General features: G+C 68.1%; 25 protein-coding genes. 15 read left to right on the top strand and 10 right to left on the bottom strand.

From position 1 onward, the window contains the following. Positions 1-58: 58 nt before the first annotated feature. Complete coding sequence (locus ABL308_01525) at positions 59-1,108, bottom strand: deoxyhypusine synthase (GenBank protein ID XBQ16567.1); 1,050 nt, start codon at positions 1,106-1,108, stop codon at positions 59-61. Then, complete coding sequence (locus tag ABL308_01520; protein ID XBQ16566.1) at positions 1,105-2,349, bottom strand: type III PLP-dependent enzyme; 1,245 nt, start codon at positions 2,347-2,349, stop codon at positions 1,105-1,107. The genes ABL308_01525 and ABL308_01520 overlap by 4 nt, the downstream gene beginning before the upstream one ends. A 288-nt stretch (positions 2,350-2,637) precedes the next feature. Between ABL308_01520 and ABL308_01515 the strand changes: the two genes are divergently transcribed. The 5 genes from ABL308_01515 to solA all read left to right on the top strand — a co-directional run bounded on the left by ABL308_01515 (position 2,638) and on the right by solA (position 8,115). Continuing rightward, positions 2,638-3,852 carry a substrate-binding domain-containing protein gene (locus ABL308_01515; GenBank protein XBQ16565.1) on the top strand — a complete coding sequence of 405 codons (1,215 nt, stop codon included), beginning with the start codon at positions 2,638-2,640 and terminating at the stop codon, positions 3,850-3,852. A 68-nt stretch (positions 3,853-3,920) separates the two neighbouring features. Further along, positions 3,921-4,139 carry a CsbD family protein gene (locus ABL308_01510; GenBank protein ID XBQ16564.1) on the top strand — a complete coding sequence of 73 codons (219 nt, stop codon included), beginning with the start codon at positions 3,921-3,923 and terminating at the stop codon, positions 4,137-4,139. Positions 4,140-4,248: 109 nt separating this feature from the next. Beyond that, positions 4,249-5,400, top strand: a complete 1,152-nt coding sequence (gene ispG, locus ABL308_01505; protein XBQ16563.1) for a flavodoxin-dependent (E)-4-hydroxy-3-methylbut-2-enyl-diphosphate synthase — start codon at positions 4,249-4,251, stop codon at positions 5,398-5,400. Between the two features lie 61 nt (positions 5,401-5,461). Then, positions 5,462-7,000, top strand: a complete 1,539-nt coding sequence (locus tag ABL308_01500) for a hypothetical protein (GenBank protein ID XBQ16562.1) — start codon at positions 5,462-5,464, stop codon at positions 6,998-7,000. Beyond that, on the top strand, positions 6,997-8,115 hold the full coding sequence (solA, locus tag ABL308_01495; GenBank protein ID XBQ16561.1) for an N-methyl-L-tryptophan oxidase: 1,119 nt from the start codon (positions 6,997-6,999) through the stop codon (positions 8,113-8,115). Before ABL308_01500 ends, solA begins: the two co-directional genes overlap by 4 nt. Here the strand turns inward: solA and ABL308_01490 are convergent. The 3 genes from ABL308_01490 to ABL308_01480 are packed head-to-tail and all read right to left on the bottom strand — an operon-like array spanning position 8,112 to position 10,708. Continuing rightward, on the bottom strand, positions 8,112-8,414 hold the full coding sequence (locus ABL308_01490) for a hypothetical protein (protein XBQ16560.1): 303 nt from the start codon (positions 8,412-8,414) through the stop codon (positions 8,112-8,114). The two genes, solA and ABL308_01490, sit on opposite strands and share 4 nt — an antisense overlap. A gap of 10 nt (positions 8,415-8,424) precedes the next feature. After that, entirely contained in the window at positions 8,425-9,816 is a 1,392-nt protein-coding gene (locus ABL308_01485; GenBank protein XBQ16559.1) for an MBOAT family protein, read from the bottom strand. Between the two features lie 4 nt (positions 9,817-9,820). Then, on the bottom strand, positions 9,821-10,708 hold the full coding sequence (locus tag ABL308_01480) for a DUF459 domain-containing protein (protein XBQ16558.1): 888 nt from the start codon (positions 10,706-10,708) through the stop codon (positions 9,821-9,823). Between the two features lie 231 nt (positions 10,709-10,939). On the opposite strand from ABL308_01480, the gene ABL308_01475 reads away from it, so the two are divergent. Further along, positions 10,940-11,515, top strand: coding sequence for a hypothetical protein (locus ABL308_01475; GenBank protein ID XBQ16557.1), 576 nt, complete (start codon positions 10,940-10,942; stop codon positions 11,513-11,515). On the opposite strand, the gene ABL308_01470 is transcribed toward ABL308_01475, so the two are convergent. Both ABL308_01470 and ABL308_01465 read right to left on the bottom strand, forming a co-directional pair. After that, positions 11,508-13,007, bottom strand: coding sequence for an AMP nucleosidase (locus ABL308_01470; protein ID XBQ16556.1), 1,500 nt, complete (start codon positions 13,005-13,007; stop codon positions 11,508-11,510). The two genes, ABL308_01475 and ABL308_01470, sit on opposite strands and share 8 nt — an antisense overlap. Next, positions 13,008-13,223, bottom strand: a complete 216-nt coding sequence (locus tag ABL308_01465; GenBank protein XBQ16555.1) for an AMP nucleosidase — start codon at positions 13,221-13,223, stop codon at positions 13,008-13,010. Between the two features lie 186 nt (positions 13,224-13,409). Between ABL308_01465 and ABL308_01460 the strand changes: the two genes are divergently transcribed. After that, positions 13,410-15,986: a bifunctional aspartate kinase/diaminopimelate decarboxylase gene (locus tag ABL308_01460; protein XBQ16554.1), complete on the top strand. Its 2,577-nt coding sequence runs from the start codon at positions 13,410-13,412 to the stop codon at positions 15,984-15,986. A gap of 197 nt (positions 15,987-16,183) precedes the next feature. On the opposite strand, the gene ABL308_01455 is transcribed toward ABL308_01460, so the two are convergent. Then, positions 16,184-16,831 (bottom strand): MarC family protein, encoded by a 648-nt coding sequence (locus ABL308_01455; protein ID XBQ16553.1) that lies wholly within the window; start codon positions 16,829-16,831, stop codon positions 16,184-16,186. Positions 16,832-16,971: 140 nt separating this feature from the next. Further along, complete coding sequence (locus tag ABL308_01450; GenBank protein XBQ16552.1) at positions 16,972-18,171, bottom strand: acyl-CoA dehydrogenase; 1,200 nt, start codon at positions 18,169-18,171, stop codon at positions 16,972-16,974. A 166-nt stretch (positions 18,172-18,337) separates the two neighbouring features. Between ABL308_01450 and ABL308_01445 the strand changes: the two genes are divergently transcribed. From ABL308_01445 to ABL308_01410, 8 genes are all read left to right on the top strand, one after another. After that, positions 18,338-19,624 carry a 3-isopropylmalate dehydratase large subunit gene (locus tag ABL308_01445; GenBank protein XBQ16551.1) on the top strand — a complete coding sequence of 429 codons (1,287 nt, stop codon included), beginning with the start codon at positions 18,338-18,340 and terminating at the stop codon, positions 19,622-19,624. Beyond that, positions 19,621-20,127 (top strand): 3-isopropylmalate dehydratase, encoded by a 507-nt coding sequence (locus ABL308_01440; GenBank protein XBQ16550.1) that lies wholly within the window; start codon positions 19,621-19,623, stop codon positions 20,125-20,127. Before ABL308_01445 ends, ABL308_01440 begins: the two co-directional genes overlap by 4 nt. After that, positions 20,124-21,044 (top strand): isocitrate lyase/phosphoenolpyruvate mutase family protein, encoded by a 921-nt coding sequence (locus ABL308_01435; GenBank protein ID XBQ16549.1) that lies wholly within the window; start codon positions 20,124-20,126, stop codon positions 21,042-21,044. Before ABL308_01440 ends, ABL308_01435 begins: the two co-directional genes overlap by 4 nt. Positions 21,045-21,107: 63 nt before the next feature. Beyond that, on the top strand, positions 21,108-21,566 hold the full coding sequence (locus tag ABL308_01430) for a hypothetical protein (GenBank protein XBQ16548.1): 459 nt from the start codon (positions 21,108-21,110) through the stop codon (positions 21,564-21,566). Between the two features lie 89 nt (positions 21,567-21,655). Next, a complete protein-coding gene (locus ABL308_01425) occupies positions 21,656-23,728 on the top strand; it encodes an amidohydrolase family protein (protein ID XBQ16547.1) in 2,073 nt (690 codons plus the stop codon). Between the two features lie 12 nt (positions 23,729-23,740). Continuing rightward, on the top strand, positions 23,741-24,481 hold the full coding sequence (locus ABL308_01420) for an alpha/beta fold hydrolase (protein ID XBQ16546.1): 741 nt from the start codon (positions 23,741-23,743) through the stop codon (positions 24,479-24,481). 38 nt (positions 24,482-24,519) lie between these two features. Next, positions 24,520-24,957: a thioredoxin family protein gene (locus tag ABL308_01415; protein ID XBQ16545.1), complete on the top strand. Its 438-nt coding sequence runs from the start codon at positions 24,520-24,522 to the stop codon at positions 24,955-24,957. Then, positions 24,957-25,772, top strand: coding sequence for a PhzF family phenazine biosynthesis protein (locus ABL308_01410; GenBank protein ID XBQ16544.1), 816 nt, complete (start codon positions 24,957-24,959; stop codon positions 25,770-25,772). Before ABL308_01415 ends, ABL308_01410 begins: the two co-directional genes overlap by 1 nt. Before the next feature lie 3 nt (positions 25,773-25,775). Here ABL308_01410 and ABL308_01405 read toward each other — a convergent pair whose 3' ends face one another. Then, complete coding sequence (locus ABL308_01405; protein ID XBQ16543.1) at positions 25,776-26,309, bottom strand: hypothetical protein; 534 nt, start codon at positions 26,307-26,309, stop codon at positions 25,776-25,778. Positions 26,310-26,411: the final 102 nt, after the last annotated feature.

The raw sequence follows: 26,411 nt of genomic DNA, 5'->3' as shown, positions 1-26,411 counted from the left end.
AACGAAAAACGCCCCGCGGTCTCCCGCGGGGCGCTTCGTTTCAGGACCGGCGTAGACCCTAGTCCTCGAACATGTCGCCGTAGCGGTGACGCGGACGGTTTTTCCAGGCGCCGCGGTGGAAGACGTCGGAGACGATGACCGGGGCCACGGTCGTGGCTTCGGCGTAGACCATCTGCTCGAGCGCCACGTCCACCTTGCCCCAGCTGCACGCCTCTTTCAGCGTCGAGGACGAGCAGGCGCCGTCGCGCACGTCGGCCACGGTGATCTGCACGGCGTAGGCGTGCATGGAGACGTCTTCATGGCCGAGGATCTCCGCGCACACGACGGTGTCCTGAGCGAAGTTCTTCGGCACGCCGCCGCCGACCATGAACAGGCCGGTCTTGCCCGCCTTGATCTTGATGTCGGTCAGCTCGCGGAAGTCGGCGACGCTGTCGATGGACAGATAGCCCTCGCCCTTCTTCATGCGCTCGACCTGGTGCTTGACGAGGCCGAAGCCCGCCGAGCAGTCGGAAAACGCCGGCACGAAGATCGGCACGCCGTGATGGTAGCACTCCTCGATGAGGGAGCCTTCCTTCTTCGCGTTGCCGTCGGCCAGCCACTTGCCCATCGCCTTGATGAAGGCGCGCGAGGACATCGGCTTGGCGGGCAGGGAGTCGGCGATCTCGCCGATCGTGTGGTCGGTGGTCTGAAGCTCTTCTTCGTCGATATAGGTGTCGTAGATCCGGTCGATATACAGATCGCGCAGCACGCGATCGTCGGGGATCTCGCTGGCCTGATAGTGCTTGAAGCCGAGCGCCTCGAAGAAGTCCATGTCCACGATGGACGCGCCGGTGGCCACGATCGCGTCGATCATGTTGTTGCGCACCATGTCGCGCCAGACATGCATGCAGCCGCCGGCGCTGGTCGAACCGGCCAGGGTGAGGATCACTGAGCAGTCCGGATCGGCGACCGCCTGCTGCAGGATCCGCGCAGCGCGCGCGGCGTCGCGCGAGGAGAAGCTCATCTTCTCCCACGCATCGATGATCACGCGGCCGTCGAAGCTGGCGATGTCGATATGCTCGACCGGGCTGGAAAGAAGCTCGGCCTTGCGGTTGGATTTCTCAGTCATCCACGTCTCTTCATAAGTCGGGTTCTGCGCCGGCGCAGGCCGCGCGCGAAGGGCACCACACGGCCGCCGGTTTCAGGCAGCGGCACGGCGGCGTCGGAATACATCGAGGCCCAGGGGAAGTCGGCGACCTTGACGGTCTCCACGTCCCCGAAACCGTTGAAGCGCGTCGCCATCGCCGTGCCGTACGCGCCCAGCATGCCGAACTCGATCACGTCGCCTTCGCGCAGATCGGCCGGCAGGGCGTAGGGGCCCGGCATGGAATCGATGGAATCGCAGGTCGGCCCGTAAAGCTTGAACTCCGCGGTCTGCTCGCTGGGCGACCCGTCCGCGCGGTGCACGCGCATCGGGAACGGCCATTTGGCGTGAACGATGTCGAACAGGCAGCCGTAGGAGCCGTCGTTCATGTAGACGGCGTTCACCTTCACCAGCTCGACACGGGTCAGCACCGACACCGCCTCGGCGATCAGCGCGCGGCCCGGCTCGCACCACAGATCGGCGTTTTCAAGGACCATCATCTCCTCGAAGGCCGACCGGATGGCCGCGACGTACTCGCCCATGGGCGGCGGCGTCATGCCGGGATAGATCGACGGGAAGCCGCCGCCGACATCGACGATGTCCACGGTGACGCCCGCTTTCACGATCAGGCGGCTGGCCTCCATCATGGCCGAGCGATAGGCGCTCGGCGCCATGCACTGGCTGCCGACATGGAAGCTGACGCCCAGCTCCCAGGCGTGCGCGCGCGCCTTGCGGATGAGATCGGGCGCCTCGTCCTCGCCCGCGCCGAACTTGCCCGCCAGCGGCAGGGTCGCGCCGTCATTGGAGACGGCCAGGCGCACGACGAGAATGAGGTCCCTGGCGTGACCGGTCTCTTCAAGGATCTTGTTCAGCTCGGCTTCGCAGTCGAGCACGAAGATCTTCACGCCATGGTCGAAATAGGCGCGCCGAATGGCGTGCCGGCTTTTGACCGGGTGCATGAAGGCCATGGTCGCGCCGGGACAGCGCGATGAAATCAGCTCGACCTCGGGCAGAGAGGCCACGTCGAACCAGCGGATGCCGGCGCCGTAAAGCGCATCGACGACCCACGGGGACGGGTTGGCCTTGACCGCGTAAAGGACCTCGCCCGGAAAATTTGTCTGGAACCAGTTCGCTGCGATCGTCAGTCGATCGGGCCGCGCGCAGGCGACCGGGCCTTCGACAGGCCGAGAGCGGACCAGGTCCAGGGGCGTATCGTAACGTGACAACTCACGGAACCCCCTGCTTGCTGTTAACCCAATCCGGCATCGTCACCTCCGCCGGGATCGGTGGCACTAAGTCATCGCCGGGGTGGTGTAAAGTGAAATTTCCGGGGTCCGGGGGCTCGCTTGGAATGGGTCCGCTCCATCGTCGTCTTCCCTCGGCGGAGCGCGCCTCAGCGCAAGGCCTTGAAACAGGCGTCCCGAAGGGCCAAACCCCGCCGCAACACACTGTCATACGCATGACGCGCCGGTCTGGTTTCATCGCGCCCGACCGAGCCGATTCTGGAGACCTGAATGAACCGTTTCACCCTCGCCGCCGGCCTCGCTGCGGCGGCCATGATCGCGGGCTGCGAACAGCGCGAGGAAATCGTGCTGAGCGACGTCTCCGAAGATCCCGCACCACGCGCCGCCGAAGAGACCACGGCCGCGGCGGGCTCGGCCGCAGGCGGCCGGCAGGGCCTGCGGATCGTGGGTTCCTCGACCGTCTTTCCCTTCACCACGGCGGTGGCCGAGAATTTCGGCGCGAAGACCGGTTTTCCCACTCCGGTGGTCGAGGCGACCGGCACAGGCGGGGGCATGAACCTGTTCTGCGCCGGGGTGGGGCTGACCTATCCCGACGCCACCGGCGCCTCGCGCCCGATCAAGGCCAGCGAATACCAGCTGTGCCAGGACAACGGCGTCACCGCGATCACCGAGGTTCCGATCGGGTTTGACGGCATCGTTCTGGGCAACGCCATCGAATCCGAAGCCATGAACATCGAAAAGCAGGACCTGTTCCTGGCGCTCAGCGCCGAGGTGCCGATGCCTGTGAACGCCGCCGGCGAACCGCTGCTCGACGGGTCGGGCGCCCTGCGCGCCGGGGCGAGCTTCTCCGATGTGGCCGGCTATAGCTGCGAGAGCTTCGTGGCGAACCCGTTCACGCGCTGGTCGGACGTCGATCCGGACCTGCCGACCTCGCGGATCGAGGTGTTCGGCCCGCCGCCCACCTCGGGCACGCGCGACGCCTTCGTCGAACTCGGCATGTTCCTGGGCGCGGAGCGGATCGACTGCCTGGCGGAAATCCAGGAGGCCAACGAGTCCCGCTTCGAACAGCTCGCCGCGCGCATCCGCGAGGACGGTGCCTGGGTGGATTCAGGCGAGAACGACAACGCCATCGTGCAGACCCTGGCCAACGCGCCCAACGCCTTCGGCCTGTTCGGCTATTCCTTCCTCGAGCAGAACGGCGACCGGATCCAGGCCGCGCTCGTGGACGGGGTGGAGCCGACCTATGAGAACATCGCCGAGGGCGTCTATCCGATCTCCCGCTCGCTCTACGTCTATGTGAAGACCCAGCATCAGGGCGTCGCGCCGGGCCTGGTCCCGTTCGTCGAGGAGCTGACCAGCGAGGAAGCCTGGGGCCCGTTCGGCTATCTCGCCGAACGCGGGCTGATCGCGCTGCCCGAACAGCGCCGCGAACAGGTCGCCGAAGACGCCCGCGCGCTTCAGCCCATGCGGGCGCCGTCGAACTAGCGTTCGCGGGAACGGCCGGGCCGTGCAGGCGGTTGATCCTTCACCGGTATCAGGAAAGGAGATCCGCCATGCACGCCGACCAGCTCAAAGGTAAATGGAACCAGCTTCAGGGCGACGCCAAGCGCCAGTGGGGCAAGCTCACAGACGACGATCTGAAGACCGTCGAAGGCGACTCCCAGAAGCTCTCTGGCAAGATCCAGGAGCGCTACGGCAAGTCCAAGGACGAAGCCGACCGCGAAGTAAACGACTGGATGGACAAGCAGGACGACGACCGCCGCCGCGAGTAGACCCCTGCGATCCCCGCCGTTCGGCCCCCTTCGTCCGGACGGCGGGGGCTCGCGTTCGGGCCCGGGGCGGCATATATCTTCCGCTGACGCGACCCGGACGGAGAACGCCATGTCTGTCGAAGCGCACACTCAGGTCCGCCCCTGGCGCATGATCGACCGGCGCGAGAGCCGCAAGATCCGCGTCGGCTCGGTCGAAGTGGGCGGCGACGCACCGATCTCGGTGCAGTCGATGACCAACACCCCGACGTCCGACGCGAAAGCGACGATCGACCAGATCCGCCGGCTCGAAGAGGTGGGCGCGGACATCGTGCGGGTCAGCTGCCCGGACACGGATGCCACCGCCGCCTTCCGGACCATCGCGAAGGAAGCCAGGGTCCCGCTCGTCGCGGACATCCATTTTCACTACAAGCGCGGCATCGAGGCCGCCGAGGCCGGCGCGGCCTGCCTTCGCATCAATCCGGGAAACATCGGTTCGATGGACCGGGTGCGCGAGGTCGTGCAGGCGGCCAAGAACAATGGCTGCGCGATCCGCATCGGGGTGAACGCCGGCTCGCTGGAGCGCCATCTTCTTGAAAAATACGGCGAGCCCTGCCCCGAAGCGATGGTGGAGAGCGCGCTCGAACACGCGCGCATCCTCGAAGAGCTGGATTTTCAGAACTACAAGATCTCGGTGAAGGCGTCCGACGTCTTCCTCACCGTCGCCGCCTATCAGCAGCTCGCCGAGGCCACCGACGCGCCGCTCCATCTGGGCGTGACCGAAGCCGGCGGCCTGCGCACCGGCGGAGTGAAAAGCGCGATCGGTCTGGGCTCTCTGCTCTGGGCGGGGATCGGCGACACGATCCGGGTGTCCTTGAGCGCCGATCCGGTCGAGGAGATCAAGGTCGGCTACGACATCCTGAAATCTCTCGGCCTTCGGACCCGCGGCGTGAACATCATCGCCTGTCCCAGCTGCGCGCGTCAGGGCTTCGACGTCATCAAGACCGTCGAGACGCTGGAGCGCCGGCTCGAGCATGTCCACGAGCCCATCTCGCTGTCGATCATCGGCTGCGTGGTCAACGGCCCCGGCGAGGCGACCTACACCGATCTGGGTTTCACCGGCGGCGGCGCGGGCTCGGGCATGATGTATTTCGCCGGCAAGGCGACCGAAAAAGTCTCCAACGAAACCATGATCGAGCGCATCGTCGAGGCCGTCGAAGACAAGGCCGCGAAGATGAAAGCCGAACGCGAAGCGGCTGAAGCTGCGTCCAGCGCGGCGGAGTAGGGCTCGCGCGAAGGTTTACCGGGCCGCTCGCCTCGCCGATAATGCGGGCGGAGGCGGCGCCATGGCGAAAATCAAGCTCATCTTCGTGTCCCTCGGACTTATATTGCTCGGCGGATGCGCGTTCGTAGGGACCTTTGCGAGCGGGCTCGGCGAAGACCGGCTCGACCCGTCCTCATGGAAGCTCTACGCGCTCGCCGTGTCGGCGCTGACCAGCGCGGCCGGGTTGGTTCTGTCCATCTGGTCGACCCTGTTCGCTCCGCCCGGGGTGACGCTCGGCGAGTTTCTCAAGCGCGACGCCAAGGTCAGAAAACGCCTCGACGCCATCGATTGGACGGTGACCGAAGAAGCGACTCAGACCCGCGCGGCTGTGCGCGAAGACGGCGACGCGACGCGCGAGACCGTGGCGGCGATGGAGCAGCGGATCATCGCTTCCATTCAGCGTGCGAGCGACCGCCCGCTCGGCGCTGACGAAACCCGCTCGATTACCGAAGCGGTGGAGCGAATCTTCGCCTCGAAGGACGCCCGCAAGCGCCCGATCCAGGTCGCGCTGTCGGAAAACCGGATCGACGACGCGGCCGCGCAGCTTGAAGGCCTCGCCCGCCAGTCCGAAGCGGCGAAGGACGATTTCGCGCGCGAGGCTGCAGAAAACTTTCGCGAGGCCGGTGCGCTCTGGCTGGGCCGGAACACCGGCCGGGCTTTGAAGAATTTCGAACACGCGCGCGACAACGACCCGGATCACTTCTGGACCAGAATCGAACTGAGCCGGCTCTACGCGCTCGCTGGACGGACGGCGGACGCGCTGATCGAGGCCGAACATGCATCTGGCCTCGCCGATTCCGACCGGGACCGCTCGGTGGCGCTCGACGCACGTGGCGACATGCTTAGAGCTCAGGGGCGGACGGGCGCGGCGCTGACAGCCTATGAGGAAGGTCTCGCCATTGCGCGCGATCTGGCCGCGGCCGATCCGGACAGCGCGGAGGCGCGCCGGGACGTGTCGGTGAGCCTCGAAAAGGTCGGCGACATGCTTGCGGCGCAGGGGCGGACGGGCGAGGCGCTGAACGCCTATGAGGAAGGTCTCAATCTTTGCCGCGATCTTGCGGCAAGCGATCCCGACAGCGCGGGCGCCCGCCGGGACGTGTCTGTGAGCCTGAGCAAGGTGGGCGACATGCTTGCGGCCCAGGGGCGGACGGGCGAGGCGCTGAACGCCTATGAGGAAGGTCTCAATCTTTGCCGCGATCTTGCGGCGGGCGATCCCGACAGCGCAGGCGCGCGCCGGGACGTGTCTGTGAGCCTGAACAAGGTGGGCGACATGCTTGCCGCCCAGGGGCGGACGGGCGAGGCGCTGAAAGCCTATGAGGAAGATCTCGGTCTGGCGCGCGATCTCGCGGCGGGCGATCCCGACAGCGCGGGCGCCCGCCGGGACGTTATCGTGTCGCTGGTCAAGATCGGCTCGCTCATCGATCCACCTACCGACATGCCTTACTGGCGCGAAGCCCACGAGCGCGCGGTCGCGATGGAGCGAGACGGTATTCTTTTCGAACCCGATCACTGGTTGATCGAGTACACACGCCGTAAGGCGGGGGGAGAGGCTGAGACTTGAGCCGTAGCCCCCTGCGCGTAGACGTCGCGGTCGTCGGGCTCGGCGCGGTCGGGTCGGCGGCGCTGGCCGAGCTGGCGCTTGCGGGGGTTTGCGTGGCCGGCTTCGACGCAGCCGAGCCGCCCCATGATCTTGGAAGCTCTCACGGCGAGACCCGGCTGTTCCGCGTCGCCTACGCCGAGGGCGAGGCGTACGTGCCGCTGGCCCGGCGCGCGGTCGAGCTGTGGACCGCGCTGAACGCCCGCGCCCCCGAAACCCTGTTTCATCGCACAGGCGTGCTCTATGCAGGCCCGCCGGGCGGTGACATGATCGCCGGCGTGCGCCGGTCCGCCGCGCGCTGGGACATTCCGCTGGAAAAGCGCTCTGACGCACGTCCCGCAGCGCTGCCCGCGGGCTGGGAGGCCGTGTTCGAGTCCGGCGCCGGTTTCGCCATGGCCGAGGCGAGCATCGCCTTCCGCCTCGAAGAAGCCCGCACCGCCCGCGCGCAGATCTTCACCGGCGCCCGGGTCGAAACGCTCGAACGCGTCTTCGGCGGATGGCGGGTGAAGGCGGGCGCGGTCGAGCTCACCGCCGAGCGCCTGCTGCTCGCCGCGGGCGGCTGGACCGGATCGCTCAGACCCGATCTCGCGGGGCTATTCGCCATCGAGCGCCGGGTGCACACCTGGTTCGCGGACCCCTCCGGCGCGCATGCGCTGGGCCGCATGCCCGCCTTCGCTCTGCAGGACGAGAGCGGGGACTGGTATTACGGCGGCCCTGCGGTCTCCGGCCGCGGCGTGAAGCTCAGCCGCCATCAGGGCGAGGACCCGGCTGCGGGGCCGGACACGGTAGACCGCACGGTGAGGGACAGCGACACGGCGCGTCCCCGCGATTTCGCCCGCCGGGCGTTTCCGGGGCTCGGCGGTCCCAGCGATGCGGCGGTCTGCTTCTACACGATGACGAAGGACGGCGATTTCGTGATCGAGGACCAGGTTTCCATGACGGGCCGGATGACGATCGCGGGGCTGTCCGGCCACGGCTTCAAGTTCGCGCCGGCGCTGGGCGAGTACGCCGCGGACCGGTTGCTCGGCCGCACGCCGAAGCTCGACCTGTCGGTCTTCTCGCCAGAGCGCTTCGCCTAAAGCTCCTCCCAGTCTGTCTCGCGCCAGTTTTCCCAGGTCCGGGTCATCTCGCGGCGGGGTTCGTCCAGTCCGATCATCGCCATCCGGTCGGCCAGCACGCCGGCGGTCAGGCGCACCGTCTCCGTACCCCAGTTCGGCGGTTTGGAGGCGGCCCAGCGCTCGATGGACTCCGCGTTCGTCGCGGTCAGGAGCACCAGCGCCAGCAGGGCCGAATTCGCAAGCCAGATGCGGTTGAGCTGATGCTGCGCGCCGTCCTCGGGCGGGGCGTAGAGCGCGTCGCGGAGGGGATCGTCTCTCATCGGTTCGCTCCTAGAACTGGAAGTAGATGAAGGGCGCGACGCCGGGCCGGCGCAAGGCCTCGACGATCAGGAAAAGCCCCGCGAAGACCAGCGCCGCGACCGGGCTCGGCAGCCGCGCGAGCAGTCCGGCGAAGCGCTCTATGCCTCGGGGCGGCAAGGCGTGCATGGCCAGACCCGCCAGCGTCAGGGCGGCGAGGAACGGCGTCAGGATCAGCCCCGCGCCTTCTGTGAAGAAGCTCGCGAAATAGGCCGCCGCCACCGAGAAATCGGGCGCCCGGAACAGGATCCAGGCCGCGCACACGCCATGGAAGGTCAGGACGATACCAAGCAGCCCCCGGCCGGACCGGGCCAGCCCGAGCGCCCGCTCGATCACCAGAGCCGCGCCGTGAAACGCGCCCCAGACCACGAAGGTCCAGGCCGCGCCGTGCCAGATCCCGCCCAGGAACATGGTCAGGAACAGGTTGCGCGCGGTCGCGACCCGCCCGCCCTTGCTTCCGCCTAGCGGGATGTAGAGATAGTCGCGCAGCCAGGTCGACAGCGAGATGTGCCAGCGCCGCCAGAAATCCTGAAAGCTGCTGGCGCGGTAGGGCTGGTCGAAATTGCGCTGGAAGCGATAGCCGAGGAGCGCCGCGCAGCCGATGGCGATATCCGAATAGGCCGAAAAGTCGCAATAGATCTGAACCGCATAGGCGTAGACCGCGAACAACAGATCGACCGGCCCGTAGCTCGCCGGATCGAAGAAGACCGGATCGACCAGCCCGTCCGCCAGCTCGGCGGCGATCACGGTTTTCTTGAACAGCCCCCAGACGATCAGGAGCCCGCCCAGCGCGATCATCCCGCGCGAGATTTTCGGCGTGAGGTCGAGCTGGGGCAGGAACTCCTTCGCCCTGACGATCGGGCCGGCGACCAGCTGGGGGAAGAAGGAGATGTAGAGCAGCGTGTCGACATAGCCGGCGGGCTTTTCCAGCTGGCCGCGCTTGAGATCGACGACGTATGAGATGCCCTGGAAGGTGTAAAAGCTGATCCCGACCGGCAGGATGACCTGGATCAGCGGCAGATCGCGCTCGAGCCCGAGCGCGGCCAGGGCCACGCCTGCGCTTTCCACGAAAAAGCCGAAATACTTGAAAAACCCCAAGATCGCGAGATTGATCGCGACGCCGATCGCGGTGAACAGGCCCGCCGCCGCATTGCCCCGATTGGCTGCGATCGCCTTGCCGACCAACCAGTTCAGCGAGGCGCTGGCGATCAGAAGCGCGCAGAACCGCCAGTCCCACCAGCCGTAGAAGACGAAGCTCGCTGCGAGCAGGAAAAGCTTGCGCCGTGCGTTGGAGAACTCCAGCGCCCAGGCCCCGGCCAGCACCACCGCGAAGAAGACGCCGAAGACCAGGGTCGGAAACAGCATCGGTCTAGCGCCCGGCTGGTTCGCCGAGCGCGGCGAAAGGATCGTCCTCCGGCCGCCGGCAGATCCAGAGCTCGCCGCCGATCTCCATCTGGAGCACGTTCAGCATTTCGAATTCACCGTCTCGCGCTTCGGCGGCCGGCTCTGGCGGGTTCGCCCAGCCGTACTCGATCGCCTCGACCACCGGTCCCGCGAGGCGGCGATAGCCGGGCAAGGTGAAATGGATGCCGTCATCGGCGCGCATCAGCCGGTCGACGCCGCGCGCGTCGGGCAGATAGGCGGCGTACCCGCCGTCCGCACCTTCAGTCACCGCACGGGTGGAGACGTAGACCGCGCCTGCGGCCTCGGCGTGCTCCTCGAACAGGCTGTTCAGATAGCGCACATTCGCGTCGTAGCGGTCCGAGCGCATCACCGGCAGACCGACCCAGTAGACCGTCGCGCCGTGATCGATCAGCTGGGCCAGGATCTGGTCGATGCGGTCACGGTAGACCGCTTCCCAGCTTTCCGATCTGAACCGGTGCACGCCGCCGTTCGCGTCGCGAATGCCCTGCATGTCGTTGGAGCCGAACATGACCACCGCGATGTCGTAGCCCCGCTCGGAGAGCTGAATCTCGGTCTTCTCGGCGATGTCGCGATAGACCCAGTTGGCGAGACCGGTGGACACCTCGCTCAGGCGCTCCACCGACGCGACGCGGTCGTCGCGGCGAAACGCGCCGTTCAGTCCGGCCCACAGCCCGTCGGCCAGGCTGTCGCCGAATACGCCTATGGTCTGGGGCTCTACAGGCTCGGGCGGGGCGCCGTCCGGCTCGCCGGCCGACGCTGACGTCATCGTCGCCAGCGCTGCGAAAGCGGCCAGTATCGGCGCGCGCAGACGTGCTGCGAACGAAGTCGCCATCCTCGCTTCCCCCCCTGCCGCGCCGTAATTCGCCGGCTCCCTCGAAGCCGTCGCAGCGCCGCGCCGGCCCCCGCCGGCGCGCCTTCACTAAACCCGAGGCCGCGCGCGGCGGCAAGCCGCCCGCCGGAACCGGGGCGGGCCGGCGGCGTTGGACGAGGCGAGATCGCGCCGCTCCCTGTCGCTCGGACGACATGCGCCGGCGCGCCGATACAGGAAGACCGATCGCTCGCCATGGCGCTCGCCGACGCCCCACAACCCCGCGCGCAGTCCCGGCTTTTGCGCAATATCGCGCTGGCCGCGGGGCTCGGCGCGTTCGCGCTCAGCTTTCCCTTCATTGACGCGGTCCTGCCCGCGGCCCTCATCTGGCTCGCCGGCGCGGAGCCGGGCAGCGTCACCCCGTCGACCGGCGGACCGGCGCTCGTGAGGGTGGCGGTCTCCGCACTGCTGGCGGCGAATGTGGGCGCGATCGTCTTCGCCTGGCTCGGCCGCGGCGTGATCTTCCGGTCGATCCCGGTGGCGAGCCCGGCGCCCGAGAACCCGATCGGCGCGGCGATCGCAGGCGGGCTTGCAGGCCTTTGCGCCTATTCGGTCGCGCGCGCTGCGCTTCCGGCGGCGTTCGAAAGGGCCGAGTTCATCGCCAGCCCCGACGCGCTGGGTGTTTTCGTGGGCGCGCCCGCTCTCGTGGGCTTTGTCTGGCGGATCGGCGAACTGGCGCTGGAAGGCGCGGCGGCGCGCAGACGCAGCCGGGCCGGGCGGCGGCAGAGCCCGTCCGCGCTCACTACGCCAAAACCTGGCCGCCTCACCTGAAGGGCGGTTCGTCGAAGCTTCTGAGCTTTCTCGAATGCAGCGCCGCGCTGCCTTCGCGCTTGAGGATCTCGACCGCCTCGATCCCGGCGGCGAGGTGCTCGGAGACCGATTTCTGGTAAAAGCGGTTCGCCGCGCCGGGCAGTTTCAGCTCACCGTGCAACGGCTTGTCGGAGACGCACAGAAGCGTGCCGTAGGGCACGCGCAGCCGGAAGCCGTTTGCTGCGATCGTCGCGCTTTCCATGTCCACCGCGATCGAGCGGGACTGGTTGATGCGGCGGGCTTCCTGATTGTAGCGCAGCTCCCAGTTCCGGTCCGCGTAGGTCACGACCGTCCCGGTGCGCAGCCGGCGCTTGAGCGTATCGCCCTTGTCGCCGGACACGGTCTCCACGGCGCGTTGCAGCGCCACCTGGATCTCCGCGATCGGCGGGATGGGGATCTCCACCGGAAGGTCGCGGTCCAGAACGCTGTCATAGCGGAGATAGGCGTGCGCGAGCACGTAGTCGCCCAGCCGCTGGGAGTGCCTGAGGCCGCCGCAATGGCCGACCATCAGCCAGCACTCGGGACGCAGCACCGCAAGGTGGTCGGTGATCGTCTTCGCGTTCGATGGACCGACGCCGATATTGACCAGGGTGATGCCCCGGCCTTCGGGCGCGATCAGGTGATAGGCCGGCATCTGGAAGCGCCGCCAGGGCGCGGCGGAGACCTCCCCGACCGGGTCTTCGGTGTTCGCGTCGACCCGGACGAAACCGGCCGCGCTCAGCGCCTCGTACTCGTTGTCGCCCTTGAGCTGCTCGGCCGCCCACTCGACGAACGCGTCGACATACCGGTGGTAGTTCGTGAACAGGATGAAGTCCTGCACGTCCTCCATCGGGGTGCCGGTGTAGTGCTTGATTCGCTGCAGCGAATAATCGGTGCGCGAGGCGTCGAAAAGCGAGAGCGGACGGCTCGACGCCGCGCTCGATCCCCGGTCGCCGTTGGGCAGCGCGTCGTCGATGCGCGCCAGATCGGCGTAGGGAAAATGACGGACCAGCTCGGCCGGGCTCGCCGCGTCCATGTCGAGACCTTCCGCGCCGTCGAGCACGTAGGAGAAGGGGATCTCCTGGGTCGACAGGCCGGTCTCGATCCGGATCGGGTATTCCTCGGCGAGAAGCGTGATCTGCCGGGTCAGATAGCGCCGGAAGTGCTCGGGATGGGTGACGGTCTGCGAATAGACCCCCGCCTCGGAAAACTTGCCGAAAGCCCGGCTGATCGGCGGCACGGGGCCTTCGGGCAGATAGGTGATCCGAAGCTCGGGATAGGCGAAAGCGCCGGCGAAGCGCTCGGCTTCGCTGGGCGGCGGTCCGCCGTCGAGATAGATTTTCAGCTCGTCGCGCAGCGCGTCGACCGAGGCCTGGTAAAGCGCGCTCAGCCGGTCCACGGCCTCTTCGGCGGTTTTCGCGCGCCGAAAGGTCTTCTCCACCGCTTCGGCGGACACCGCCCCGCTCGACCCCATCTAGTCCTCGCGCTTGACGAAAGTGACGGTGAAATACGGATCGCCGCCGAAGGCCGGCTTGGTTTCGCCGTCCTCTTCGATCATCTGGAACACGGTCGGCTCGATGCGGCCTTCCATGCGGTAGCCGCGATCGGCCATACGCCCGCGGTGAAATTCGAGCGCGGCGGCTGAAAACGTCTTCGCCACGAAGGTGATGCGATGGGGTTCGTCGGCCATGATCGGGCCTCCTTGAAAATCGATGGTCTTAAAGCGGCTGGATAGCCGTTTCGCGCCGGATATGAAAGCGCATCCGTCCCGCCGCGTTCACCGGCGTGCGCATCAGCGCGCCCTTCCACGCTAGGCGCGAGCGGCCCGACGCGCTATGTCCGGCTCCGATTTTTTCCCGCCCCGACCGGATCTTCGATGACCGAACCTCGCACCGCTTCCTGGACCGTGATGAAATTCGGCGGCGTGTCCGTCGCCGAACCCGAGCGCTGGACGACGATCGCCGCGCTCGCGCGAAAACGCCTTGAGGCCGGCGGCAAGGTTCTGGTCGTCCATTCCGCGATCGCGGGTGTGTCCAACTTGCTCGAAGCCCTGCCCGGCGCGGCGCTGTCAGGCGGCGGCGAGACCGCGGCGGGGGCTGTGAAGGCGCGCCATCGTGATTTCGCCACGAAAGCCGGGCTCGACGCCGATACGCTGCTCGCCGCCGAGTTCGAGACGCTGGACCGGCTTTGCGCGGGGATTTCGCTTGTGGGCGAGGCGAGCCCGCGCGTGCGCGCCGAGCTGATGGCTCTGGGCGAGCTGATGGCGAGCCGGCTCGGACTCGAACAGCTCAGGGCCGAAGGGCTCGATCCAAGCCCGCTGGACGCGCGCGAGGCGCTGGCTGCGCTCAATGACGGATCGGACGCCCGCGCCTATCTCGACAACGCCGCCTCCGATACGGCCGACCCTGCGCTGCAGGCGCGGCTCAAAGACCACGCGCTGGTGCTGACCCAGGGCTTCATCGCGCGCAACGGGCGGGACGAGACGGTGCTTCTCGGCCGGGGCGGGTCGGACACCTCGGCGGCCTATTTCGCCGGAAAGCTGCAGGCCGAAAAGCTCGAAATCTGGACCGACGTGCCGGGGCTGTTCAGCGCCGATCCACGGCTGACCTCCGGCGCGCGCCATCTGCGCGCGCTGAGCTACGAAGAGGCGCAGGAAATCGCCACCATGGGCGGCAAGGTGCTGCACCCCCGCTCGATCGGCCCGGCCCGGCGCGCCGGGGTGCCGATGGAGGTGCGCTCCACGCTGCGGCCCGAGCTTCCGGGCACCGCAATCACCAGCCAGCCCGGCGACGACGCGCCGCGCCTGAAAGCAGTCTCGGTGAAGTCCGGCGTGCGCCTTGTCGTGATGGAAGGCTCGGGCATGTGGCGGCAGGCCGGCTTTCTCGCCGACGTGTTCGCCGTGTTCAAGCGGGTCGGCGTTTCGGTGGATCTGGTCTCCACCTCGGAAACCAACGTCACCGTCAGCCTCGATCCCGATCCCGGTCTCGACGAAGCCCGGCTGACGCGCCTCAAGGCCGAGCTCGAGCCGCTTTGCCGGGTGAAGATCATCGAGAACGCGGCCGCGGTCAGCCTTCTGGGCTACGGCATCCGGCGCATCCTGCATCAGCTCGCCCCGGCGCTGGAGATGTTCCAGGACAAGCCGATCCTTCTGGTGAGCCAGGCGGCGAACGACCTCAACTTCACCGTGGTGGTCAATGAAAGCGAAGGCCGCGCGCTCGCCGCGCGCCTGCATGAGGAGCTGATCAGCCCCGCGCCGGAAGGCCCCGTCTTCGGGCCGAGCTGGTCGGAGCTTCAGTCTGAGGCCGGCGCCCGGGCCCCGCGCCCCGATCCATGGTGGATGGAAAAGCGCCAGGCGCTGCTCGACCTCGCCCCGCAGACCGGCGGTCTCTACGTCTACGATCTCGACACGGTCCGCGCGCGCGCGTCGGCTGTGGCGGGGCTGAAAAGCCTCGACCGCGCCTTCTACGCCATGAAGGCGAACAACGAGCCTTCCGTGCTCGAAGCGATCCGGCAGGCCGGGCTGGGCTTTGAATGCGTCAGCCCCGGCGAGATCATGCGCCTGCGCGAGACGTTCGCCGACATTCTCGCCGACGAGATCCTGTTCACGCCGAATTTCGCCCACCGCTCGGAATACGAGGCGGCGCGGGCGCTGGGCGTGAACCTGACCATCGACGGGCTGCATCCGCTGAAGGAATGGCCCGCCGTGTTCAAGGGCGCGGACGTGATCCTGCGGGTCAATCCCGACCGGCCGCGCGGCCACCATCAGCATGTGAAGACCGCCGGGCCCAAGGCGAAGTTCGGCGTACCGCTCGCCGCCCTGCCTGAAGCCCGCGAGGCGGCCGAGCGCGCCGGAGCGCGGGTCGTCGGCCTTCACGCGCACGCCGGCTCGGGCGTGATCGAGCCGGGCCACTGGCGCGAGATCGGCCTCATCCTCGCCGGCGCCGCCGACGCCTTTGGGGACGTCCGGGTGCTCAATGTCGGCGGCGGCCTGGGCGTGCCCGAGCGTCCCGACGCGCCGGCGCTGGACCTGTCAAAGGTCGACGAAGATCTCGCTGCGCTGAAGAAGGCGCATCCGCAATACCGGCTCTGGATGGAGCCCGGCCGCTACCCGGTCGCCGAGGCCGGCGTGCTGCTCGCTCGCGTCACCCAGGTCAAGCACGCCTTCGGCGCGCGCTTCATCGGCCTGGGGACAGGCATGAACTCGCTGATCCGGCCTGCGCTCTACGGCGCGCGGCACGAAATGGCGAACCTCACCCGGCTGGGCGAAGCGCCTGCGGGCCTCGCCTCGATCGTCGGGCCGATCTGTGAAAGCGCCGATCTTCTCGGCGCGGAGCGGCTGATGCCCGAGACGTTCGAAGGCGACGTCATGCTGATCGCCGACGCCGGCGCCTACGGCGCGGTGATGAGCTCGCGGTATAATCTCCGCGAGCCGGCAGGCGAGACGGCGATCTGAAGCTTCGCGAAACCGCAACCGCCGTTTCCTTCCCTCCCCTTGACGGGGAGGGTGTCCGCGAAGCGGACGGGTGGGGTGGGATCGCACATGCCGCGTTCGCAAAACATGGCGCTCCCCCCACCCGACCCGGCGCTTCGCGCCGGCCCACCCTCCCCGCGGAGGGGGAGGGAAGAGACGCGGTTTGGCCCGGAGTGAATCTAAAGCGCGCCCGCCGCAGGCCCGATCAGGCCCGAGCCCCTGAGGCCCACGATCACGAACTCGACCGCCAGAGCGGCGAGGATGATGCCCATGATGCGGATCGAGACGGTGCGGGCGGTCTGGCTGATCACACGGTCGATCAGCGGGGCGATGAGCAGCGCCGCGCACAGAAGCGCGACCACGATCACCACCACGGCGGCGAACACGCCCGCCTTCATCGGGTTTGTGACCTGTTCTGAGAAGATGATCAGCGTGGCGATCGTGCCCGGGCCTACCGTCATAGGGATGGTGAAGGGGTAGACGGCCGGATTGTCGACCTTCTGCATCTGGCCGCGCTCGCGCTCGCTGCCCGCGCTCGAGGCGTGACGCGCGCCGGAAATCATCGTCAGCGCGATCGAGAACAGAAGGATGCCGCCGGCGATCCTGAAGCTGTCGATGGCGATGCCGAACAGGCCGAGGATCTGTTTGCCCAGAAGCGCCACCGCGAAGCACGCCACCAGGGTGGCGATGGTCGCAGTGATGGCCGTGCGCCGGCGGCTCGCCTCGTCCTCGCCTTCGGTGAGGCTGAGGAAGACCGGCATGGCCGCGAGCGGGTTCAGCATCGCGAACAGTGCGGCGAGAAAGCGGGTGAAGAATTCGACGTCCATGTCCGGCCGATGAGCGAAGCGGCGCCGCAGGATCGCGGCGACGCCCGCTTACGGGTTCGCACGGTCCGGTTCAAGCCATGTGATACGACTGTTTTCGCAGGGCCGCAGCGCGCGTTTGCGCGGACGGATCGGGCAGGCGCCTAGCTGAACGCCTGAAGCCCGGTTTGCGCCCGGCCCAGGATCAGGGCGTGCACGTCGTGGGTGCCTTCATAGGTGTTCACGGTCTCGAGGTTAATCGCGTGACGGAGCACGTGATATTCCTCCGCGATGCCGTTGCCGCCATGGATGTCGCGCGCCTCGCGGGCGATGGCGAGCGCCTTGCCGCAATTGTTGCGCTTCATCAGGGAGATGGCTTCGGGCACGAACGCGCCTTCGTCCAGAAGCCGGCCCAGCTGCAGAGCGCCCTGATAGCCCAGAGCGATCTCGGTCTGCATGTCGGCGAGCTTCTTCTGCACGAGCTGGGTGCCGGCGATCGGCTTGCCGAACACTTCGCGCTCCATGGCGTAGTCGCGGGCCGCGCGCCAGCAGAACTCCGCCGCGCCCATCGCGCCCCAGCTGATGCCGTAGCGGGCCTTGTTCAGGCAGCTGAAGGGCCCGCGCAGGCCGGACACGTTCGGCAGCAGCGCGTCTTCGGGCACGAAAGCGTCATTGAGCGAAATCGAGCCGGTCACCGAGGCGCGCAGAGAGAGCTTGCCTTCGATCTTGGGGCAGTCGAAGCCGTCCACGCCGCGTTCGACGACGAAGCCGCGGATCTTGCCGTCGAGCTTGGCCCAGACCACGGCGAGATCGCAGATCGGCGAGTTGGTGATCCACATCTTCGAACCGTTCAGCACGTAGCCGCCGTCGACCTTCTTGGCGTTGGTGCGCATCGCGCCGGGGTCGGAGCCGCCGTCGGGCTCGGTCAGGCCGAAACAGCCCACCCACTCGCCGGTGGCGAGCTTCGGCAGGTATTTCTTCTTCTGGCTTTCGGTGCCGAAGGCCTCGATCGGATACATGACCAGCGAGGACTGCACGCTCATCGCCGAGCGATAGCCTGAATCCACCGCCTCGACCTCGCGCGCGATGAGCCCGTAGGCGACATGGCTGAGGCCCGCGCCGCCGTACTCCTCGGCGACCGTGGCGCCCAGAAGCCCCAGCTCGCCCATCTCGGTCATGATCGCGCGGTCGAAGCTTTCCTCGCGATAGGCGTCGATCACCCGCGGCAGCAGCTTCTCGCGGCAGTACTGCCGGGCGGTCTGGCTGATCATCCGCTCCTCTTCGCTCAGCTGGCGGTCGAGATGGAGCGGATCCTCCCAGTTGAAGCTGATCGTCGGTTCGGTCGAAGCGTCGAGCGCGGCCATGTCGGCGTCCTTCAGTTTCGGCCCGGGCGCGCCGGTGTGAGCTCGCGCCGCAGGGCGGGGTTTCGCGTCGAATGGTATAAAGATATATCCTTTACGCGGAAAGTGTCGAAGCATCGGGCGGTTTCGCTCTAGGCTCGACGGCGCCCGTGTTAGCGGAGGCGGAGATATGCCCGCAACCCTCGTTGAGAAGATCATCGCCCGTGCTGCGGGCCGCGACGCAGTGTCGCCCGGCGAGATCGTCACGGCCGCGGTCGACCTCGCCATGGCCCATGACAGCTCCGGGCCGCGGCGCTGGAAGGCGCGGCTTGAGGCGCTGGGCGCGGGGCTTTGGGATCCCGACAAGGTGGTGATCGTGTCTGATCACTACGTGCCCGCCGTGGACGCCGACAGCGCGGCGATCCTGAAGCTCACCCGCGAGTTCGCGCGCGATTACGGCGTGTCTAAATTCTACGACATGAAGGGCATCTGCCATGTGATCCTGCCTGAACACGGGCTTTTGAAGCCCGGACTGTTCATTGCGGGCGGAGACAGCCACACCACCAACGCCGGCGCGTTCGGCTGTTATGCGGCGGGGTTCGGGGCGACCGACATGACCGCGATCGTCGCCACCGGGGAGACCTGGACGGTGGTGCCCGAGACTGTCCGGGTGGAGATCACAGGCGCGCTCGGGCAGGGCGTTGCGGCGAAAGACGTCATGCTGGCGCTCTGCCGCGAGCTTGGAATGGGCAATCATTTCAAGGCGATCGAGTATGCCGGCGAGGCGGTGCGCGCCATGGACATGGAGCAGCGCACGGTTCTGGCCAACATGGCCGCAGAGCTGGGCGGGGAGACGGGGCTGGTCGAGCCCGACGCCACCACGCTCGCCCATATCAGAGCCCATGGCGGCGAGATCGACGAGGCGGAGATCGCCCATTGGCGCTCTGACGAAGGCGCTGAATACGCCCAGGTTTTCAGGCTCGACGCCTCCAGCCTCGCCCCGCAGGTGGCCGCGCCTCACAGCCCGGCGAATTCGGCTGACATCTCAGACCATCTCGGCGTGGAGATCGACCAGGCCTATATCGGCGCCTGCGTCGGCGCGAAGCTCAGCGATCTTCACATGGCCGCCGCGGTTCTCAGGGGGAGGCAGGTCGCCCCTGGAAAACGCCTGCTGATCGCCCCGGCGAGCGCGAAGGTCACCCAGGCCGCCAGCAAGGACGGCACGTTGGCCGCGCTGACCGAGGCTGGCGCCGTGATGTTGCCCTCGGGCTGCGGGGCGTGCGCAGGGCTGGGCGCAGGGCTTCTGGCCGAAGGCGAGGTCTGCATCTCCTCGACCAACCGCAATTTCCGCGGCCGCATGGGCCACAAGGACGCCGAGGTCTGGCTGGGCTCGCCCTACACCGTGGCCGCCAGCGCCATCGAGGGCCGCATCGCCGACCCCAGACCCTATCTGCAAAAGCGAAGCGAGGCGGCATGAGCGCGCGCGAAGGCCGGGCCTGGGTCTATGGCGACCGGATCGACACCGATCTGCTGGCGCCGGGCTGGGCGATGAAAAAGGGCCCCGAAGCCCTTGCCAAACATACGCTTGAAGCGATCGACCCGGACTTCGCTCCTTCCGTGCGGCCCGGCGACATGCTGGTCTGCGGGGCGGACACCGGCATCGGATCGAGCCGGGAGCAGGCCGCGATCAGCCTTAAAACCCTCGGAATATCGGCGGTGATCGCGAAGAGTTTTGCGCGGATATTCTACCGCAACTGCATCAATATCGGCCTGCCGGCGGTTCTGTTCGATTCCGAGGACAGAATCGCGCCCGGCGAGCGGCTGCGGCTCGATCTCGCGGCCGGAAAGCTGGAAAATCTCGACCGGAACACGGTTTTTTCCGTACGGCCCATCCCCGAAAACCTCGTCCACATCATCGAAAAAGGCGGCCTCATGGCCGCGCTGCACGCCCGCGTCGCCGCGGGCCAGGAGGGCGCGTGACATACGCCTCGAACGACCCCCGACCCGCCGCGCCCGGCGCCCGCCTCCGAGCCCGGCTCGCCTCCGGCCCGCCGGTTCTCGCGCCCGGCGTGTACGACGCCTTCTCAGCGCTCATGGTCGAGCGCGCGGGCTTCGAGGCGGCGTATCTGTCCGGCGCCTCGATCGCCTACACCCAGCTCGGCCGGCCCGATCTGGGCCTGATGAGCGCCAAAGAGGTCGCCGACACGATCGAGCGCATCACGGAGCGGGTGAGCCTGCCCCTGATCGTCGACGCCGACACCGGGTTCGGCAACGCGCTCAACGTCATCCGCACGGTGAAGACGTTCGAGCGGGCCGGCGCCGCGGCGATCCAGCTCGAAGACCAGCAACTGCCCAAGCGCTGCGGGCACCTCGCCGGCAAGACGCTGGTCAGCCGGGCGGAGATGGCCGGCAAGGTGCGCGCCGCGGTCGATGCGCGGGCGAGCGCGGACACGCTGATCATCGCGCGCACCGACGCTATCGCCGTGGAAGGGTTCGCGCCTGCGCTCGACCGGGCCGAGGCCTATCTCGACGCCGGCGCGGACGTGCTGTTCGTCGAGGCGCCTGCCGATCTCGATCAGATGAAGACGATCGCCGAGCGCTTCGCCGGCCGCGTCCCGCTGCTCGCCAACATGGTCGAGGGCGGCCGCACCCCGCTCAGAACCGCCGCCGAGCTCGGCGAGGCGGGCTTCCGCCTGGTCATCACGCCCGGCGCCATGGTCCGCGCGCTCGCCTTCATGGCCGAGGAATTCCTCACCGTCCTGAAAACCGACGGCGCCACCGCCCGCTACCGCGAGCGCATGCTCGACTTCGCCCAGCTCAACGCCCTGCTCGGCATCGACGAGATGAAAGCGGACGGGGACCGGTATGACGCGGAGGGGCGAGAGGCGGCGGAGTAGGGGGCGCGCTTTTTGCCCCGGCCGCTCTGCGCCGCTAGGCTGGTCCCCACAAAGGGGGTCGGCATGAAATCTTCCAAGGTCTGGCAGTTCCGGCTAATCGGGGCGGCGGTGCTGGCTGTGGGCGTCTGGGTCCTGACGCTCGGGCTCGACGCGCGGGACCAGCGGCTTGACGAGCTGAGCGCCTGGAGCGCGATCACCGCCGAAATCGTCCGCGTCGAGCCGCACCCGCGTTATGACGAGCGCTTTGTTCAAACCTTCGCCTTCACCGCGCCCGGCGGCGCGCTGGCCGAGTGCCCCGTCGTGACAAGCCCCGAGACCGTTGGCGAGGTCGGCGACACCACGATCCTGCAGGTGCGCGAGGAGACCCGCACCGGCGCCTGCGTGATCTCGACCGGCGAGCCTCCGGTCGGCGGGGCGACGGGCCCCTGGTTTCTGCTGCTCTTCGGTGCGGCCTGGATCGCGATGGGCGGCTTCTTTCTTCTCGCGCCTGCGCGCCGGATGCGCAGCGGCGGCGGCGAGTAGCGCTCCGCCCCCCATCCTCGCCATCACCGCTCCGCCCTGCTAACCTCCTCTCCAAACGGCGCAATTAAAGCGCCTCAGGGGAGTGTTTCATGGATCGTTTTGGTGTTTCCGCCGGCATGGCGGCGGCGTGTCTGGTGTGGCTCGGGGCCTGCGAGGCGGGCGAGCGCGGGGGTGCGGGCGAAAGCGCCGTGGTCGCCGCGCCTGCGCATGAGGCGGACCGGTACGTGGTTCTGGTCGGCGGCACGGAGATCGGCGCGATCGAGCTGTCCCCGCGCATGGGCGGGGTCGATATCTTCTACGAGTTCAGGAATAACGGCCGCGGCCCGACCCTGAACGAAGAGATCGCGCTGGGCGAGGACGGCTATCCCACCAGCTGGGCGATCACCGGGGCTGAGACCTTCGGCAACGCGGTCGATGAACGCTTCGCCGTCGAGGGCGGGCGCGCGGCCTGGACGGATTCCACAGGCTCGGGCGAGACGGCCTGGGACGAACCGGCGCTCTACATCCCGCAGAACGCCTCGCCCTATCAGCTGGCGATCGCCGCACGCGTGCTGCTCGCCGACGACGACGGAGTCGTGCCTGCGCTTCCCGGCGGCGAGGTGCGGCTGACCGAGATGGAGACGCTGAGCCTGGGCGAGGGCGATGCGGCGGTGACGCTTCAGAGCTACGCCCTGTCGGGGACCAGCCAGAACCCGACCTATTTCGTGATGGACGGCGAGGCCTTCGCCGGGGTGATGAGCCCGGGCTTCGCCGTGCTGGCCGAAGACATCGCCATGCATGACGAAGCGCTGCGCGCCAAGGCGGCCGAATACGGCGCGGCGCGGTTCGCGCAGATCCGCGCGGAGACCGGGCGCGAATACGACCGGCCGGTGCGCGTGGCGAACGTGCGCGTCTTCGACCCCGAGACCGAAGCGCTGGGCGGACCGGTGTCGGTGGTCTTCGAGGGCGAGCGGATCACCGCGATCGAGGCGGCCGACGCGCGCGGGGCGAACGAGGTGCTGATCGACGGGGCGGGCGGATCGCTGCTGCCGGGCCTGTTCGAGATGCACGCCCATCTGGGCGAGGGCTCGGCGGCGCTGAACGTGGCCGCAGGCGTGACCAGCGTGCGCGACATGGGCAACAACAACGCCGTGCTGGACGGGCTGGTGGCCGATATCGAGTCCGGAAAGGTGATCGGCCCGCGCGTCTTCCGCTCCGGCTTCATCGAGGGCAAGAGCCCGTTCAATTCCAATAACGGCATCTTGGTCAGCAGCGAGGAAGAGGCCGTCGCGGCCGTGCACACCTACGCCGATCGCGGCGACATGATCCAGATCAAGGTCTACAACTCGATGCGGCCGGAATGGATTCCGGCGGTGATCGAGGCCGCGCGCGAGCGGGGCCTGCGCGTCACCGGCCACGTGCCCGCCTTCACCGACGCGGACGCCATGATCGCCGCGGGCTATGACGAGCTGACCCATATCAACCAGCTCATGCTGGGCTGGGTGCTGAACGAAGGCGAGGACACGCGGACCCTTCTGAGGCTCACCGCGCTCAAGCGCCTGCCCGAGCTCGATCTTCAGAGCCCCGAAGTGATCGCCACGATCGACTCCATGGCCGAGCGCGGCATCGCCATCGATCCGACCTTCGCCATTCACGAGGCGCTGCTTCTGAGCCGGAACGGGCAGGTGAGCCCCGGCGCGGCCGATTATATCGACCACATGCCCGCAAGCTCGCAGCGCCAGATGCGCAGCGCCTGGGCGGCGATCGAAAGCGAAGAAGACGACATCGCCTATCGCGGCGCGTTCGAGCAGATCACCGAGACGCTGGCCTATATGCGCGAGCGGGGGATCTTCATGGCGCCGGGCACCGATCTGGGCGGCGGGCTGGCCCATCACCGCGAGCTCGAGCTTTACCAGACCATCGGCATGAGCCCGGCGGAGATCCTCGCCTGGGCGAGCCAGGGCATGGCCGATTATCTCGGCGCGGGCGACGAGCTGGGCTCGATCACGCCGGGCAAGTACGCGGACTTCTTCCTGGTCCCCGGCGATCCGACCGAAGACTTCAAGGCGGTCAAATCGATCTCCATGGTGGTCGCCGACGGCGTGGTCTACTTCCCCGAGGAGATCTACCCGCTCTTCGGCATCCGCCCCTTCGCCCCCGCCCCGGAGATGAGCGAAGGCTAGAGCTCGAAATCCATGACCGTGCTTTTCATCCATGGCGTGCCCGACACGCACCGGCTCTGGGACGGCGTTCTCGCCGCGCTGGGGCGGGGCGACTACGCCTGTCCCGACATGCCCGGCTTCGGCGCGCCGGTCCCGGCCGGGTTCGACTGTTCGATGGACGCCTACGCCGGCTGGCTGGAAGGCGAACTCGACGACGCTGTCGCGCGCAGCGGCGGCCCGGTGCATCTGGTCGGCCATGACTGGGGCGGGCTTCTGGTCCAGCGCGTCGCGGGGCTGCATCCCGGCAAGGTGAAGAGCTGGGCTGCGGGCGGGGTGGCGATCGACGAGGCCTATGTCTGGCACGACCTCGCGCAGATCTGGCAGACCGAAGGTGCGGGCGAGGAGCTGATGGCGGCGATGGACGAGGCGAGCTTCGCCGCCGCGCTGGAAGAAGCGCGCGTGCCCGCCGCGGCGGCGCGCGAGGTGGCAAGCCACGGCGACGAGACCATGAAGGCGGCGATCCTGAAGCTCTATCGCTCGGCGGTGACGATCGGGACGGACTGGGCCGGATCGATCCCGGGCCTGGCCGGGGCCGGTCCGGGTCTGGTGCTCTGGGGCGAGCACGATCCCTATGCGAGCGTGGCGGTCGGCGAGCGGCTCGCCGCACGCACCGGGGCGCGGTTTCACATGTTCGATGATTGCGGACACTGGTGGCCCTATGAGCGCGCTGAGCAAACCGCCGCCATGCTGAAAGCGCACTGGGCGGCGGCGTAAGGCTCGACGCGGGCGCTGCGCCGCGCTAGCAGGCGGGCATGACCCACGCCCCTTATGACGAAGATCTCGACGTCCAGGCCGCGCTCGACGCGGCGTTTCAAGCCGCTGCGCGCGAGAACAAGCGCATCCTGGTGGTGATGGGCGGCGCCTGGTGCCCCGACTGCGTCGTGCTCGACCAGATGATGGGCCGGCACGAGATCGCGCCGAAGCTCGACGAGCTCTTCGAGATCGTGAAGTTTTCGGTCGGCCGCTACGACAAAAATCTCGATGCGGTGCATCGCCTCGGCTTCGCCGAGCTCAAGGGCGCGCCGGCCGTGCTGGTCTTCACGTCAAAGGGCGAAGCCGTCCGGCGCGACCGCGCCTATGACTGGCGCACGGCCCGCTCGCGCAAACCCAGCGAGTTCCTCGCCGCGATGATCGAAGCGGCCGCCGCCGCGCCGGACACAGGCGACCGCGTTTCGACGCGGGGGGTGTGATGGCCGAGATCGCTTACGCTGAAATCCACGCCTTCCCCGACGGCGACCGGCCTCATTCGGGCAATCCGGCCGGGGTGGCGCTGCTCGAGGCGTTCCTGCCCGACGCTGATCTTCTTGGAATCGCGCAGTCCAACAACCTGTCCGAGACCGCCTATCTGGTGAAGAAGGCCGAGGCCGACGCCTGGGATCTGCGCTGGTTCACGCCGGGCTGCGAGGTCGATCTGTGCGGACACGCCACCCTGGCTTCGGGCGCTGTGGTGTTCGAGCGCGGCCTGGTCGGCGGCGACAGGGCGGCCTTCGACACGAAATCGGGCCGCCTGTTCGTGCGCCGGACCGGCGAAGCCGCCTATGCGGTGGAGTTTCCCGCCGTGCCGTTCGAGGCCGCCGAGGCCGCGCCCGGCACGCTCGCCGCTCTCGGCGCAGCGCAGGGCGAAGTCTTCGAAGTCGAGCGCATCCATGGCGCGCGTTACCAGATGTTCGTCTACGCCTCGGAAGCCGAGATCGCAGGGCTGAACCCGGATTTCTCGGCACTGAAAAAGACCGGCGTGAACGTCCTCGCCACCGCGCGGGGCGAGAGCGCGGACGTGGTCTCGCGCTTCTTCTGCCCAGACGCGGGGATCGACGAGGATCCGGTCACCGGCTCGGCGCACTGCACGCTCGCCCCGTTCTGGGCCGGCCGTCTGGGGCGGACCGAACTCACCGCCCGCCAGATCGGCCCGCGCCCCGGCGCGCTGGTCATGCGCGCCGAGGCGGGGAACCGCGTGGTGCTGACCGGGGCCGCCAAGCGCTATCTGGACGGCGTGATCCGGCCCTGAGCTCTAGAACCGGAACTCGAAATGCACGCCGCTTCCGTGACGGTAGCGGTTCCACCGTTCGCGGTGATCCCAGCGGTCCCAGTGGTTCCGGCCGCTCCACTCGATATGAACGGGAACCGGACCCCAGCGGGTCTGGACGTAGTAACGCTGCGAGCGATGGTCCCAGTACGCCACGTCGGGGCGTAGCCGGTCGCCATAGCGGCCCTGATGCACCTCGCGGCGGCTGGGCGCGTAGTCCCAGGCGTAGTCGGGGCAGTGCAGGACGCGGCGGTCGCGGCGATCTTCACGCCGATCGCTCCTGCCGTGATGGTAGCGGCGATCGCGGCGGTCTTCGCGCAGATCCGGGCAGTCCCGGGCGAAGACGACGAAATATCCTTCCGGCCCGTTCCAGCGGCCGTACCGCCGACTGTCATAGGGGTGGTCCCAGCCGCCATAGGCGCCGGGATGGTGGCGTTGGGCTTCGGCCGCGTCCGGCGTCGCCGCAATAGCGAGCGCGGCGAACCCGGCGGCTGCGGCGAGCTTCGCGAGCACGGTCATGGCGGGTCTCCTTTCCGGCGCGTGAGTGCGCCCTTGAGACCAGACTGACCTTTCGCGCCTGAATGGGCGCTGGGACGATCTTTCAGCTTGGGTTCAGGAAGA

It is taken from the genome of Oceanicaulis sp. (assembly GCA_040112665.1).
Taxonomy (GTDB): Bacteria; Pseudomonadota; Alphaproteobacteria; order Caulobacterales; family Maricaulaceae; genus Oceanicaulis.
This window is presented reverse-complemented; position numbering and strand designations above follow the sequence as displayed.

Excerpts from the sequence above, each read along its gene's own strand:
- ABL308_01525 (XBQ16567.1), bottom strand. The coding sequence starts at position 1,108 with ATGACTGAGAAATCCAACCGCAAGGCCGAGCTTCTTTCCAGCCCGGTC.
- ABL308_01515 (XBQ16565.1), top strand. The coding sequence starts at position 2,638 with ATGAACCGTTTCACCCTCGCCGCCGGCCTCGCTGCGGCGGCCATGATC.
- ABL308_01510 (XBQ16564.1), top strand. The coding sequence starts at position 3,921 with ATGCACGCCGACCAGCTCAAAGGTAAATGGAACCAGCTTCAGGGCGAC.
- ispG (XBQ16563.1), top strand. The coding sequence starts at position 4,249 with ATGTCTGTCGAAGCGCACACTCAGGTCCGCCCCTGGCGCATGATCGAC.
- ABL308_01500 (XBQ16562.1), top strand. The coding sequence starts at position 5,462 with ATGGCGAAAATCAAGCTCATCTTCGTGTCCCTCGGACTTATATTGCTC.
- ABL308_01490 (XBQ16560.1), bottom strand. The coding sequence starts at position 8,414 with ATGAGAGACGATCCCCTCCGCGACGCGCTCTACGCCCCGCCCGAGGAC.
- ABL308_01485 (XBQ16559.1), bottom strand. The coding sequence starts at position 9,816 with ATGCTGTTTCCGACCCTGGTCTTCGGCGTCTTCTTCGCGGTGGTGCTG.
- ABL308_01480 (XBQ16558.1), bottom strand. The coding sequence starts at position 10,708 with ATGGCGACTTCGTTCGCAGCACGTCTGCGCGCGCCGATACTGGCCGCT.
- ABL308_01475 (XBQ16557.1), top strand. The coding sequence starts at position 10,940 with ATGGCGCTCGCCGACGCCCCACAACCCCGCGCGCAGTCCCGGCTTTTG.
- ABL308_01470 (XBQ16556.1), bottom strand. The coding sequence starts at position 13,007 with ATGGGGTCGAGCGGGGCGGTGTCCGCCGAAGCGGTGGAGAAGACCTTT.
- ABL308_01465 (XBQ16555.1), bottom strand. The coding sequence starts at position 13,223 with ATGGCCGACGAACCCCATCGCATCACCTTCGTGGCGAAGACGTTTTCA.
- ABL308_01460 (XBQ16554.1), top strand. The coding sequence starts at position 13,410 with ATGACCGAACCTCGCACCGCTTCCTGGACCGTGATGAAATTCGGCGGC.
- ABL308_01455 (XBQ16553.1), bottom strand. The coding sequence starts at position 16,831 with ATGGACGTCGAATTCTTCACCCGCTTTCTCGCCGCACTGTTCGCGATG.
- ABL308_01450 (XBQ16552.1), bottom strand. The coding sequence starts at position 18,171 with ATGGCCGCGCTCGACGCTTCGACCGAACCGACGATCAGCTTCAACTGG.
- ABL308_01445 (XBQ16551.1), top strand. The coding sequence starts at position 18,338 with ATGCCCGCAACCCTCGTTGAGAAGATCATCGCCCGTGCTGCGGGCCGC.
- ABL308_01440 (XBQ16550.1), top strand. The coding sequence starts at position 19,621 with ATGAGCGCGCGCGAAGGCCGGGCCTGGGTCTATGGCGACCGGATCGAC.
- ABL308_01430 (XBQ16548.1), top strand. The coding sequence starts at position 21,108 with ATGAAATCTTCCAAGGTCTGGCAGTTCCGGCTAATCGGGGCGGCGGTG.
- ABL308_01425 (XBQ16547.1), top strand. The coding sequence starts at position 21,656 with ATGGATCGTTTTGGTGTTTCCGCCGGCATGGCGGCGGCGTGTCTGGTG.
- ABL308_01420 (XBQ16546.1), top strand. The coding sequence starts at position 23,741 with ATGACCGTGCTTTTCATCCATGGCGTGCCCGACACGCACCGGCTCTGG.
- ABL308_01415 (XBQ16545.1), top strand. The coding sequence starts at position 24,520 with ATGACCCACGCCCCTTATGACGAAGATCTCGACGTCCAGGCCGCGCTC.
- ABL308_01410 (XBQ16544.1), top strand. The coding sequence starts at position 24,957 with ATGGCCGAGATCGCTTACGCTGAAATCCACGCCTTCCCCGACGGCGAC.
- ABL308_01405 (XBQ16543.1), bottom strand. The coding sequence starts at position 26,309 with ATGACCGTGCTCGCGAAGCTCGCCGCAGCCGCCGGGTTCGCCGCGCTC.